Source organism: Rhizobium sp. NFR12 (assembly GCF_900108545.1).
Classification (GTDB): Bacteria; Pseudomonadota; Alphaproteobacteria; order Rhizobiales; family Rhizobiaceae; genus Neorhizobium; species Neorhizobium soli.
Genome location: NZ_FNWM01000003.1, coordinates 272,369 through 285,231 on the forward strand (window position 1 = coordinate 272,369; position 12,863 = coordinate 285,231).

General features: G+C 61.3%; 13 protein-coding genes. 11 read left to right on the forward strand and 2 right to left on the reverse strand.

The features are described 5' to 3' along the window. Positions 1-19 precede the first annotated feature (19 nt). Positions 20-1,738, reverse strand: coding sequence for an extracellular solute-binding protein (locus tag BLW69_RS14670; protein WP_092662965.1), 1,719 nt, complete (start codon positions 1,736-1,738; stop codon positions 20-22). Positions 1,739-1,832: 94 nt separating this feature from the next. After that, positions 1,833-2,735 carry an NAD(P)-dependent oxidoreductase gene (locus tag BLW69_RS14675; protein ID WP_062577915.1) on the reverse strand — a complete coding sequence of 301 codons (903 nt, stop codon included), beginning with the start codon at positions 2,733-2,735 and terminating at the stop codon, positions 1,833-1,835. Between the two features lie 506 nt (positions 2,736-3,241). Between BLW69_RS14675 and BLW69_RS14680 the strand changes: the two genes are divergently transcribed. The 11 genes from BLW69_RS14680 (at position 3,242) to BLW69_RS14735 (ending at position 12,841) form a co-directional block, all read left to right on the forward strand. Continuing rightward, on the forward strand, positions 3,242-4,315 hold the full coding sequence (locus BLW69_RS14680; protein ID WP_092662969.1) for a 2,3-butanediol dehydrogenase: 1,074 nt from the start codon (positions 3,242-3,244) through the stop codon (positions 4,313-4,315). A 116-nt stretch (positions 4,316-4,431) separates the two neighbouring features. Further along, on the forward strand, positions 4,432-4,716 hold the full coding sequence (locus BLW69_RS14685; protein WP_062459867.1) for a YciI family protein: 285 nt from the start codon (positions 4,432-4,434) through the stop codon (positions 4,714-4,716). Next, positions 4,713-5,726: a Gfo/Idh/MocA family protein gene (locus tag BLW69_RS14690; RefSeq protein WP_092662971.1), complete on the forward strand. Its 1,014-nt coding sequence runs from the start codon at positions 4,713-4,715 to the stop codon at positions 5,724-5,726. The genes BLW69_RS14685 and BLW69_RS14690 overlap by 4 nt, the downstream gene beginning before the upstream one ends. 22 nt (positions 5,727-5,748) lie before the next feature. Continuing rightward, the gene (locus tag BLW69_RS14695) at positions 5,749-6,732 is read left to right on the forward strand and encodes a zinc-dependent alcohol dehydrogenase (RefSeq protein WP_092662973.1); all 984 of its coding nucleotides are present in this window, start codon (positions 5,749-5,751) and stop codon (positions 6,730-6,732) included. A gap of 4 nt (positions 6,733-6,736) precedes the next feature. After that, a complete protein-coding gene (locus BLW69_RS14700) occupies positions 6,737-7,795 on the forward strand; it encodes an SDR family oxidoreductase (protein WP_092663458.1) in 1,059 nt (352 codons plus the stop codon). 38 nt (positions 7,796-7,833) lie between these two features. Continuing rightward, positions 7,834-8,691 carry an intradiol ring-cleavage dioxygenase gene (locus BLW69_RS14705; protein WP_092662980.1) on the forward strand — a complete coding sequence of 286 codons (858 nt, stop codon included), beginning with the start codon at positions 7,834-7,836 and terminating at the stop codon, positions 8,689-8,691. A gap of 9 nt (positions 8,692-8,700) precedes the next feature. Then, positions 8,701-9,759, forward strand: coding sequence for a maleylacetate reductase (locus BLW69_RS14710; protein WP_092662982.1), 1,059 nt, complete (start codon positions 8,701-8,703; stop codon positions 9,757-9,759). Between the two features lie 143 nt (positions 9,760-9,902). Further along, a complete protein-coding gene (locus BLW69_RS14715) occupies positions 9,903-10,202 on the forward strand; it encodes a Dabb family protein (protein ID WP_062459857.1) in 300 nt (99 codons plus the stop codon). A gap of 72 nt (positions 10,203-10,274) precedes the next feature. Beyond that, a complete protein-coding gene (locus BLW69_RS14720) occupies positions 10,275-11,336 on the forward strand; it encodes a ketopantoate reductase family protein (protein ID WP_092662984.1) in 1,062 nt (353 codons plus the stop codon). 276 nt (positions 11,337-11,612) lie between these two features. After that, positions 11,613-11,849: a hypothetical protein gene (locus BLW69_RS14730; protein ID WP_062459851.1), complete on the forward strand. Its 237-nt coding sequence runs from the start codon at positions 11,613-11,615 to the stop codon at positions 11,847-11,849. Next, positions 11,846-12,841 carry an ABC transporter permease gene (locus tag BLW69_RS14735; protein WP_210184916.1) on the forward strand — a complete coding sequence of 332 codons (996 nt, stop codon included), beginning with the start codon at positions 11,846-11,848 and terminating at the stop codon, positions 12,839-12,841. Before BLW69_RS14730 ends, BLW69_RS14735 begins: the two co-directional genes overlap by 4 nt. The last annotated feature ends 22 nt before the right edge of the window (positions 12,842-12,863 follow it).

The window sequence follows — 12,863 nt, forward strand, 5'->3', positions numbered from 1 at the left end:
AGACGGCTTCCGTCCTTTTCTAGCTCGCAGGCCCGGTGCGTCGTTTCCCTGAGGTTTTAAGCTCCCGGTTGATCCGATCGGCCGCATCTGCCAATGCTGTCCTGTCTGACTTTGCCCCCGACAATGCGTCATGCACTTCCTCGCCAAGGATCCTTTCGATCGCTGAATATTGCGGAATATTGGGTCGCTGCCATGTGTGCAGCAGGTTCTTCTTCGCGAGCTGATCGACAAAACGCACGATCGGCGAACTCGCCGCAGCTTCCGGGTCCGCACTCACCGAGAAGCGCGGGGCGATCGGAAAGCCGTTCTTGACATGGGCCTTCATGGCCTCGCGCGACGCCATCCAGGCGATTGCGTCTGCGGCGAGTTCCACCCGGGCTTCGGGCAGATTGGACGGAATGCAGAAAAGGAAACCGCCGATCGGCGAGGCGCGGGTGCCGCCGGGCCCGGAGGGCTGTGGCAGGTACTCGACCCGCCGCTTGACCACGGACTGGACGTCGTACTCGAACCTTGCCGCGCGCATCGTCCAGAAATAGCCGAGACTGGCCTTTCCCTTCATGAACACGTCAAGCGTCTTGTCCCACGCCATGTTGAGAATGCCCGGCGGCGAGATCTCGATCAGGCGCCGCATGAAGTCCAGCGCGGAGAGGGCGGCATCCGACTGGATGGTACAGTGCAGTTCTTCGAGGTTCACACCCTCCAGCGTAAAGCCCGCCCGGGACTTGCGCAGTGAAATGGTCGGCTGGCCGCAAGCGCCGAGAAAGAACATGAAGCTCGACGCGATCGGCATGCCGCGGGCACCGTCCCAGACTGCGCCATACATGCCGTGCTGCGGGGCGTGGAAATGCCGGCCTGCGGCAAGCACGTCCTCGAACTTTCGCGGGAAATCCAGCCCGGCATCGGCAAACAGGTCCCGCCGGGCGGCGAGGATCTCAATCGTGCAGTAGCCCGGAACGCCATAGTCCTGGCCATCCCAACGGGCCGTCGACCAGATGGAAGGATGGAAGTCGAGCGGGTTAATACCGGTTTTCTGAATCAGGGCATCAAAGGGGCGGATGATGTCCTTTTCGGCAAACTCGCCAAGCCAGGGCATGTTGATGGCGAGAACATCGTAGTCGGAGACCGGTTTGTTCCGATTGTCCAGGATGCGGCGATAGAGATCCGGCAGGGGCAGAAGATCGAAGTTCTTCTTCGATGCGAGGTTGTTGCGGAAGTCGGCCCACATGTTGCGCATGGACGAAAAGTAGTTGTCGTCGTTGAGGAGGAAGCGCAGTTCGATATGCGACTCGACCCGCTTCTGCACCAGTCGCATGGGCGGGATGATCTGCGAGCCCAACGGGGTCCCGCCAAAGTAATAGTCTTCCTCCTGCTCGCCGCCGCGCAGGCCGAGCGTCTGGGCAAGCAGGGACTTCGTCTTTCCGGCATAAGCCTGGAAGGACTGCAGGAGCTTTTCGCTCGGTTGCAGGGAAAAGGTCTTGGCGCCGGGCCCCTTGGGGACTTTCAAAATGTAGCCACTGTCCACCATGCGATTGATCAGCCGCATGGAAGTTGCGTAGGGCAGGCCGGATTCCTGGCCGAGCGTTGAGATGGCGACAGTCTGGCTGTGGATATGGGCCTTGATGAGAAAGACCACGATTTTCCAGCCGGGGTCTTCGTCGAATCCGCCGATCACGTCGCCGAAGGGCCGCCGGGTCTTGTCCAGGAACTCAATCACCCGCAGCATTTCGTAGTCGTTCACGTCGGCCCCCCGTCCGTCGCGTCACTAGACGATGTTCGTAGCCATTGCAGCGCCTCTTGGCTAGGCGCTCCAGGTGCTGACGCGAATGTGGTGATTATTTTTCCGCCGGCGGCAGCAGACCCGCGCGGCGTTCGGACTGCTCGAACAGCACAAAGAAGTCCTTTTCAGCCAGCCCTTCCGTAAAGGCGGTCTCGTATTGCTGACGGATCATCGATGCCATGTACATCGGGATATGGTCTGCCCGGGCCGCGTCGAGGATCAGGTCGAAGTCCTTCATCATCTGCGACACCGAAAATGCCGGATCGAAATTGCGCTGGACCAGAAGGTCACGCTTATAGGCGATCAAAGGCGACGCAACTGCACTTTCGCAAATGACATTGAGCATGGTCTCAACCGAGAGGTTTCCCTTGAGGCCGAGCGTCAGCGCTTCGCCCAGCAGCGCCGATGTGGCGCCCACCAAGGCGTTGAGGACGAGCTTCAGATAGCGGGCCTCCTCGGCCTGGCCGACATAGAAGCGACGCGAGGCAAAGCAACCAAAGATAGGATCGAGGCGCTTGTAGGCGTCTTCCGGACCTGACGCCATGACCGAAAGGGTTCCCGCAGACGCGGTCGCCGTGCTGCCCGAGACCGGTGCGCGCAGGTAATGGACGCCGCATGCGCTCATGGCTTCATTCACTTCGGCGGAGATCGCGGGCGACACAGTGCTCATTTCCACCAGCGTCTGGCCTGATGTCATGACGCTCGCAAGGCCGCCCTTGCCGAAGATGAGGTCGCGCAAAACGGCGTCGTTGGGAATAGTCAGGATCACGACGTCGGATTTCGCGGCCAGATCCTCAAGCGTGTGGGCGACATTGGCGCCTTCCGCAACGATCGTCGCCCGATTTTCGGGCAAGGGTTCATAGACGTGAAGCCGGTAACCGGCTTCCAGTACCCGGCGGCTCATCGGAGCGCCCATCTTGCCTATGCCAGCCCAGCCGACTGAAATTTCTTCGTTCATTGCGTCCTCCCGTCCCAATCGACAACAGGCTGTGACGGACCACCGATCTGGCCATCGCCTGGGGATCCATACGCCCAGCGCGCGCATCGATCAGCGCGGACCAGACATTTCCTCCCTCCAAAACACTAGAGCGACAGCCTACCGAATGCTCTCTGCAAAATATCCATTCTGGACAAAAGGGGGGCTGTGACAGGTTCCGTTATCTACTAGCCTGAAGTCGGACCGTTCAGCGTTCCGTGGGAGGAACTTAGCTGACAACAAGGATCATGGTGTGCGCGCTGTCGAGCGTCGTTCACCTGTGCCGTGTGTTTCGCAGGATATGTCGAGGATCGGAGGAGGATCCGCCATGCAAGACGATCATTTCAGAAATTTGGATATTCGCCGCTAGCAAACCTCGGCAATGCGTTGGTGAGGCCACTGCCGCCATGTCGCCTCGTGACATCGGAGATTGGCGGGGCGCGGCTGGCAGCGCAGGCAGATGCAGTTATTTCGGGAAGGACAGTCAGATGAAAGCCGTTCGCTACTACACACAGAAAGACATCCGGGTGGAGGATGTCCCGGTGCCTTCGGGTCCGCTCGGGGACGACATGGTGCTGATAGAGCCGCTGGTCTGTGGCATTTGCGGGACCGACCTGCATGAATACATTGCCGGGCCGATCGTCACGCCGAGTACGCCTCATGTCTATTCGGGCGCAACACTGCCACAGATTCTAGGCCACGAATTTTCGGCGCGCGTCCTCGAAGTCGGGCGCAACGTCACGCATGTTTCGCCTGGAACCCGCGTGTCGGTGCAGCCGCTCATCTCCCCACGCGACGACTATTACGGGCGCCGCGGTCAATATCATCTCAGCGAGAAAATGGCCTGCGTCGGCCTGTCCTGGGACTGGGGCGGCATGGGCGAGCGCGCTGTCGTCAACAGCTACAACGTCTTTCCGGTCCCTGACAGCGTCAGCGACGTTCAGGCGGCGATGATCGAACCGGCGGCGGTCGCGCTCTATGGCGTCGATCGCGGCGGTGTCGAGGCCGGAAGCACGGTCCTTGTCTCCGGCGTCGGGCCGATCGGAGCGCTGGTCCTTCTGGCGACCCGCGCAGCCGGTGCGACGACGATCTTCGTTTCCGAACTCAACCCCAACCGCCGGGCGCTGGCGCAAAAGCTTGTCCCGGAGGCGATCGTCTTCGACCCGCGCGAAACGGATGCGGAAAGCCTGTTCCGCCAGCATACCGAGGACGGCGTCGGCGTCGATGTGGCGCTCGAATGCGTCGGCGCGGAAGCCTCTCTCAATCTCTGCGTCAAGGCCGTCAAGCGCCGAGGCACGGTCGTCCAGGTCGGCCTGCATGTCAAACCTGCCTCGATCGACGCCATGCTCTGGGCCTTGAAGGACATCACAGTGGAGGCGACGTGGTGCTATCCGGTGACGATCTGGCCACGCATCGCCCAGATGATCGGCGCCGGCATCTTTCCGGTTGAGCAGATTGTGACCGCGCAGATCTCGCCGGAGGATGTGGTCGAGAAGGGTTTCGAGGCTCTGCTCGATCCCAATGCGTCACACATGAAGATTCTGGTCAACATGCAGGGCTGACACCCTGCGCTTGCCGCGGACCGTGACAAGCGCGGCCGCCACGCAGATCCGTCCGACCAAAGGTGATTTGCGGGCGGTCTGCAGCACTTGAAACAGCCTGATCCAAGGGGGTTATCATGCATTACATCGTTCATTGCCTCGACCATCCCGGTGCCGTTGACAAGCGCCTCGCCCATTACGATGCCCATAAGGCCTATCTGGCATCTGCCAAGACAAAGACCGTAATCTCCGGTCCTCTTCTCGCCGACGACAACGAGACGATGATCGGCTCGCTGTTCCTGCTCGAGGCCGACACGAAGGACGAGGTGGTGGCCTTCAACCAGGCAGATCCGTTCAATGCTGCCGGCGTCTGGGCGTCGGTAAACATCCATCCCTTTGCCAAGCGGGTGGACAACCGATGAGCGGCTACGAGGGAAAACCCGTCCAGGCGGCCATTGTCGGCCTTGGCTGGTGGGGCAAGAAAATGGCGACGCTGGTCAATGCCGGAGGTGCTGAAATGCACTTCGTGCATGGCGTCGACCCCAACCCGGCAGAGCAGGGCTTTGCCGCGGAACGGGGCATGCGTTTCTCCTCCGAACTCGGCGAGGCGCTTGCCGATCCCGAGGTCGAGGCGGTGATTTTGGCAACGCCACATTCGCTGCACCAGAGCCAGATCGCGCAGGCGGTTGCCGCCGGCAAGCATGTCTTTTGCGAAAAGCCGCTTGCGATGACCAGGAAGGACGCCGAAGCCTCTGTCGCGCTGTGCGAGAACGCCGGTCTGGTGCTTGGCATGGGCCACGAGCGCCGCTTTGAACCGCCGATTGCCGAGATCCGTGATGCCGCAGCCACGGGCCGCCTTGGCCGCCTGCTGCAGATCGAAGCCAATTTCAGCCATGACAAGTTCCTGGGGCTCGATCCGTCCAACTGGCGGCTCAATGCCGAACAGGCGCCGGCGGGCGGCATGACCGCCACCGGCATCCATCTGACGGACCTCTCCGTCAAGCTGATGGGGCCGGCGAAGGATGTCCGCGTCATCTGCGAAAACCTCGCGTCGGAAATCCCGCAGGGCGACACCATGAGTGCGCATATCCGCTTCAAGTCCGGCGGGTCGGCCTATGTGTCCGCCACACTTGCAACGCCGTTCATCTCGCGCTTTGCGGTGTTCGGCACGCTCGGCTGGATCGAGGTGCGGGACAAAGCGCATGTGGAATCGCCTGATGGGTGGATCGTCACCGAGGGCTGGAAGGGCCAGCCGATAACGACCCGCGAAGTGTCACCGGCCGAGCCGGTCCGGGACAACCTGCGGGCTTTTGCGCGCGCTGTCCGCGGCAGAGAGACCTATCCGATCAGCGGCGAAGAAATGATCGACAATATTGCGCTGCTCGAAGCGATCATCCTGTCTGCCCGCTCGGGCGCAGTCGAGCAACTTTGAGATTGGCTTTGGGAGGAGCATCATGAAAGCCTTGGTATTCGAAGCACCGGACAAGCCTGTCATTGCCGATCTGGCCATGCCGGAAATCTCTGCCAACGAGGTCCTCGTCCGAACCCGTGCCGTCGGCATCTGTCACTCGGATTACGAACTTCTGGCCGGTCGCTACATCATTCCGATCTCCTATCCGGTGACGCCCGGCCACGAGTGGAGCGGCGAGATCGTCGAGGTCGGTCGCAACGTCACGGGCTTCAAGGCGGGAGACCGTGTCGTCGGCGAATGCGTGGTGCGCACGCCCGAGCGGCTTCATCATTTCGGTTTTTCGATAAGCGGCGCCGACCGGGAGTTCTTCGCCGTCAATCCGGAGTGGCTGCATAAGCTGCCGGACGCGGTGGACGACAAGAAGGCGGCGCTGATCGAGCCGTTTACCTGCGGCTTCTATGCGGTGCTGCGGTCCGGCGGCACCAATGCCAGCGAGACGGTCGTCGTCTCCGGCGGCGGAACCATCGGCCTGGTGTCGGCAGCGGCTGCGATTGGCATGGGTGCGCGCGTCATCGTCGTTGATCCGCTCGCAACCCGTCGCGATGTGGCGCTGAAACTCGGCGCAGACGCTGCGATCGATCCATCCGATTGTGGCGCGGCAGATCGGATCCGCGAGATGACCGGTGGTCATGGCGCTGATCTGGTGGTCGAAGCCTCCGGACATGATGCCTCGCTTGCGGCGGCGTTCGACTACGCAAGAGAAGACGGGCGCATGTCGATGGTCGGCATCAACATTGGCCGCAAAGTCCCTGTTGTCATCGGCCAGATCCAGATGAAGAATCTGACGGTCCGAGGCTGCATCGGCTCCCCCGGCGTCTGGCCGGCCGCAATCCGCTTCCTGGAGCGAACAGGCATCGACCTCTCGCCGATCCAGACCCATGACTATGCTCTGACGGATGCCGTGGAGGCATTCGGCTTTGGCAAGGATGCGACCAAGAGCATCAAGATCACTCTTTTGAATGGATGAGAACATGACACATCACGCTCTCATTGTCGGTGCGACCGGCATTGCCGGCAGCAATCTTGCCGAATACCTGCTGGCCCAAGGCGGCTGGGAGATTTCCGGTCTGTCCCGGTCGCAAAGCCCGATTGCCGCCGTCCGGACCCTGTCCTGCGACCTCACCGACGCTGCCTCCGTCGCTGCCGCCCTCGAGGGTATCCGGCCTACCCATGTCTTCATCACCGCCTGGTCGCGGCAGGAGACGGAAGACGAGAACTGCAAGGTGAATGGTGCGATCGTCCGCAACGTTCTCGATGCCCTGCGTGGCCGAGGTGTGAACCATGTCGCCCTCGTTACCGGCACCAAGCATTATCTTGGGCCTTTCGAGAACTATGCGAAAGTCGCGCCGCAGACGCCGTTCCGCGAAGAGCAGGAGCGCCTTCCCAACCAGAACTTCTACTATGTGCAGGAAGACGAGGTCTTCGAGGCAGCGGCCCGGGAAGGGTTCACCTGGTCGGTGCATCGGCCCCACACGCTGATCGGCTATGCGGTCGGCAATGCCATGAACATGGCGGCCACGCTCGGCGTTTATGCCTCCATCTGCAAGGAAACCGGCACGCCCTTCGTGTTTCCGGGATCCGCCGAGCAATGGCAGGCGGCGACCGACGTGACGGATGCCCGCATCCTTGCCAATCAACTCGCCTGGGCGGCAACGACGCCAGCAGCTGCCGACACGGCGTTTAATGTGGTCAATGGTGACGTGTTCCGCTGGAAGTGGCTCTGGCCGCGCATCGCCGCCTATTTCGGCATCGAAGCTGCGGACTATCCGGGCTCTCCCCAGCCGCTCGAGATAAAGATGGCCGATGCCGCGCCCATTTGGGACGCGCTGGTGAAGAAGCACGGTCTGAAGGAAAATGCGCTCTCGCGCGTCGCCTCATTCTGGCACACGGATGCCGACCTCGGACGGCAGGTGGAAACGTTCAACGACATGGCCCGCAGCCGCAAGGCGGGCTTCCTCGCCTACCAGGACACGACGAAATCGTTCACGGACGCCTTCGATCGTCTGCGCGCCGACCGGATCATTCCGTGATGCCGGAACCAAGCGACCAGCAAGGAGATCGACACGCCATGGCTGACATCGGTTATTTTACGGAGACCAACTCGGTCGACACCGTCAATGCGCGCATGGGCGATGACGTTGATCCGCGCCTTGCGCAAGTGATGGCGAGCCTCGTGAAGCATCTGCATCGGTTCGCCCGGGAGATCCAGCTGACGCAGGACGAGTGGGAGACAGCGATTGGGTTCCTCACGCGCACGGGCCAGACCTGCACGCCGGAGCGGCAGGAGTTCATTCTTCTGTCCGATACGCTCGGTCTCTCGATGCTGGTCGATGCCATCAACAACCGCCGGCCCAAGGGTGCCACGGAAAACACAGTGTTCGGTCCGTTCCATGTCGAAGGCGCGCCGGTGCGGGAGATGGGCGACGAGATCTGTCTGGATGGTAAGGGCGAGAGCTGCCTGTTCCTCGGCCGTGTGCTCGATCTCGAGGGCAAGCCGATCGAGGGGGCGCGGATCGACGTGTGGTCCGACAATGCCGACGGCTACTATGACGTCCAGCAGCCCGACATTCAGCCGAAATGGAACAATCGCGGCGTATTCGTCACCGGGGCCGACGGACATTACAGCTTCATCGGCATCAAGCCGGTGTCCTACCCCATTCCCGACGACGGTCCTGTGGGCGAGATGCTCGCGCATCTGGGACGGCACCCATATCGCCCGGCCCACATGCACTACATGGTGCGAGCCGAAGGCTATCAGAAGCTGGTGACGCATACGTTTGTCGGTGGTGATGCGTATCTCGAATCCGACGCGGTGTTTGGCGTCAAATCGACCCTCGTCGCACCCTTCGACCGCCTTGAAGACGGCGACACGCTGTGGCGTTCGGAGTTCGATTTCATCCTCGTGCGACCTGACCAGTCAAGATAGGAGCCAGGCTTGGACAATTTCATCTATAATGGAAATCCGGCCCGCGTGATTTTCGGGCGTGGAACGATCTCTCGCCTGGCGGAAGAGGCCGAGCGATTGTCGGCCGACCGGGTGCTGGTGCTTTCAACGCCCGAACAGGCAGACCAGGCGCAAGGGATTGCAGAGGTTCTGGGCTCGCGCTTTGCCGGGCTGTATTCCAAGGCGCAGATGCATACGCCGGTCGACGTGACGGCCGATGCTTTGCGTGAGGTCGAGCGCCTCGGGGCCAATGCGGTTCTGTCGATCGGCGGCGGGTCTACGACAGGGCTTGGTAAAGCGATCGCCTTTCGCACCGACCTTCCGCAGATCGTCGTGCCGACGACCTATGCCGGGTCTGAAGCGACTCCCATTCTGGGTGAGACGGAGAATGGCCGTAAGGTGACGAAATCCGACCCGCGCATCCTTCCCGAGGTCATCGTCTACGACGTGGACCTCACTCTCACCCTGCCGGTTGCCATGTCGGTTACAAGCGGCATCAATGCCGTGGCGCATGCGGTGGAAGCGCTTTATGCCCGCGAGGCCAACCCGATTGTTTCGCTGATGGCGGAGCAGGGGATTTCCGCGATTGCCCGCGCGCTCCCCATCATTGCCCGTCGCCCGGATGATCCGGATGCCAGGGCGGACGCGCTCTATGGCGCCTGGCTCTGTGGCGTGTGCCTTGGATCCGTCGGCATGGCGTTGCACCACAAGCTTTGCCACACGCTCGGCGGCATGTTCAACCTGCCGCACGCCCCCATGCATACGGCACTTCTGCCGCATGCGGTCGCTTATAACGCACCGGCCGCGCCGGAAGCCATGGCGCGTATTGCGCAGGCGCTCTCCGCAAAGGATGCGGCAACGGGGCTGTTTGATTTGGCTCAAGGACTGGGGGCTTCGATGGCTCTTAAAACTATGGGCATGCCGGACGACGGCATCGATCCTGCCGTCGAGCAGGCCATGGCCAATGCCTACTGGAACCCGCGAGTGCTGGAAAAGGATGGTTTGCACCAGCTCCTAGCCGGGGCTTACGAGGGCCAGCGACCAGAATAACGTCCTATAATGAAAGGCCCTTGGGAGGGGGTAGCGATGAGCAAGTGGCTTAGTGAATACTGGCAGGTGATATCGGATTGGCTTCGTGAACTGGGCGCGGCCCACGTCGTGGACGACGGCTCATCCGAGCGAAAAGACAAGCCATGATCAGGCACATCGTCATGTGGAACGTGCGCGGCGAGACGCCCGAGGAGAAACTGGCGGCTGCGCGTCTGATCAAGACCAAATTCGAAGGCCTCAAAGGACAGATCCCCGGTTTGAGTACAATTGAGGTGGGGTTGGACATCAGCCGCATCTCCTATGCCTGCGACGTAGTTCTCTACTCCGAGTTCGACGACGAAGCCGCTCTCAAGCTTTACGCGGACCATCCGGCGCACGCGAAGGTGCGGGCCGAGCTCGAGGGCATCCGGATCGCCCGCCATCAGGTCGATTATATCTGCTGACCACGCGTGTCGCCTGACCGCGCGACAAGCGCGGCGCGGCCCCGCCTTCATGCCATTCAAGGAGACCATCGCATGACCTCCCATTCCACCAAGACGCCGAGAATTGCCTTTCTCGGAACCGGCGCTCAGGGCGCTTCGATCGGGGCGGACTTCGTTCTCGCCGGTCATGACGTGACTTTCATCGAGCAATGGCCCGACCATGTGAACGCGATCCGGGAAAATGGGATCACCGTCAATCTGCCGAGCCGGACGATCAACGCCAAGGTCAAGGCCCTGCATCTCTGCGAAGTCGCGGAGATCAAGGAGCCGTTTGATCTCGTCTTCCTGGTGGTCAAAGCCTACGACACGAAATGGGCGACCCAGCTGATCGAGCCGGTGCTGGCCAAGGACGGCTTGGTCATCGGCCTCCAGAACGGCATGACGCATGAGGATATCGCCGCGATCGTCGGGCGGGAGCGCACCATTGGCGCCGTCATAGAGATCGCTTCCAACATGTTCGTACCCGGCGTCACCAACCGGCAGAACGATCACGACACATCCTGGTTTGCGCTCGGCGCCCTCGATCCGCAGACCCAGGAGAGGGTGGAATCGGTCGCGGAACTCCTGCGCTGCACAGGGACCGTCGAGGTGACGGATGATATCCGCTCCGCCAAATGGATGAAGCTCGTGGTCAACGCTGCCGAACTTATTCCGTCTGCCATCGTCAACCTGCCGCTCGGCGATGCGGCGCGCAGTCCGGGAATGCTCGAGGTGATGCGGGCTGCCGGTTACGAGGCCATGCAGGCGGCAATTGCCGATGGCGCAAAGATCGTTCCGATCATCGGCATGCCGCCGGTCACCACCAATCATCCGGAGCGCTATGTGGACCAGATCTTCGAGGAAGTGCTCACCGTCTTCTCGCAAGCCGATACGCTCACGACCTCGCTGCAGGACTGGCGGAAGGGCCGGCGAGCCGAGATCCAGGAGGTCAACGGCTGGGTCATCGACACGCTGAAAGCGCATGGCCGGACGGCCCCGATCAATCAGCGGGTCGTAGACCTGGCCTATGAGATCGAGGCGGACACGCTTGAGGCGAAGCCAGAAAACGCCGCTCTGCTGATCGAAACCTATGCGGCCAGCATCCCGGCGGGCTGAGGGCGCACTGATATGTTTCCCGTCTCGAATACACTTATCCAAAGCGGATATTTTCAGGGTTTTCGTAGTCTTCAAAATACATACAGTTGATCGGAAGGAGTTCGGAGGAGAGAATTTCCTGACGTATTTGAAGCGCCGGATTGCGTACTTGTTTTAGCAAGAGATGCTGACCGGTCAGAGTGACAAATTCTTGGAGGAGCAAGAATTTGGGCAATCCGCAAATCATCGTGCCTTGTGAAGTTCTGACCGCGCAGCGGTTCGGAGCCAGCTACAGGCTTGCCGAAGCTTGAGGCTGAGGCCGACGATGCCAAGGATCTGTCCAGCAGATTGCTTCCTCCAGGTATGAACCATAACCGGCTCTGGGAGGAGGACGCGATGCCTGATTTTGCTGACAAACCGACGTGTCTCTTTGCAGACTTCAAGGCGGCGTCCAGCGCCGCCGAAGAGATCGGCTTGCGCCGCCCGGCCATCGCCTCGGGTGAGGTGCGATCATCAAAAGGAGCCGACCGGTGAGTGCAGTCTCGACAATCCCCACACGGGCGGACAGCTATGCCCCAGGCCGGATGAAGCTGACGCGGAGTTTCGTGACCGTGGTCTTCTCAACCATGGTCCTTCTGATCGCCTGCCTAGTCTTTGCGCCCTCAAGCGTATCTTGGGGTGCCCTGTCAGGCAGTCTTCCGTTCGCGGCGATCATTGCCATCGTCGGCCTTGGCCAGTTGCTGGTGGTCCAGCAGGGCGGCTTTGACCTCTCGCTTCCCGGTGCCGTCTCTCTCGCCGTCGTGGTCTCGACCCATTACCCGCAGCAGAATGACGGATTGCTGTATCAGGCGGTGCTCTTGGCGCTGGCCTTCAATCTGACGATCGGCTTTCTCAATGGCGCGCTCGTCAGCATCTTCCGCCTGAACTCGATCATTGCGACGATTGGCACCAACGCACTGCTTTATGCGACCGTCTTTGCCATGTCGGGCGGGGTGCCGTCTGTTACGACGGGCCTGCTTGCCAATATTGCCGGCGGCGAAACCTTCGGCCTGCCCAATGCCGTCTACTTCGCCCTCGGCGCCACCGCGCTGGTCTCCTTCATGCTGAAAAAGACCGTGGGCGGCCGCCGGTTCGAGGCGATCGGCGCAAGCCCTGCTGCCGGAGAGGCCGCCGGCCTGCGCGTGCGCTACTATCAGATGATGGCGTATGTCTATGCCCAGCTGTTCTATTGCCTGGCCGGCGTCCTGATTGCCGGCATCACCCGCGAACCCACGGCCTTCCAAGGCGATAGCCTGCTGCTGCCGTCGGTTGCCGTCGTCGTGCTGGGAGGCACGTCGCTGCTCGGCGGGCGCGGATTTCCCATCTCGACGGTGCTGGCGGCCTTCTTCCTCAACCAGCTGAGCCAGTTCGCGCTGTCGGTCGGTGTGCCCTATTCAGCACAAACCATCATCCAGGCTTTGGCCCTTGGTTTCGGCATCGGCGTCTACTCGCTCCGGTGGAGCGGGAAAGTCAGAAAAACAACCTAACAATAACAAGTGGAGGAGCAGA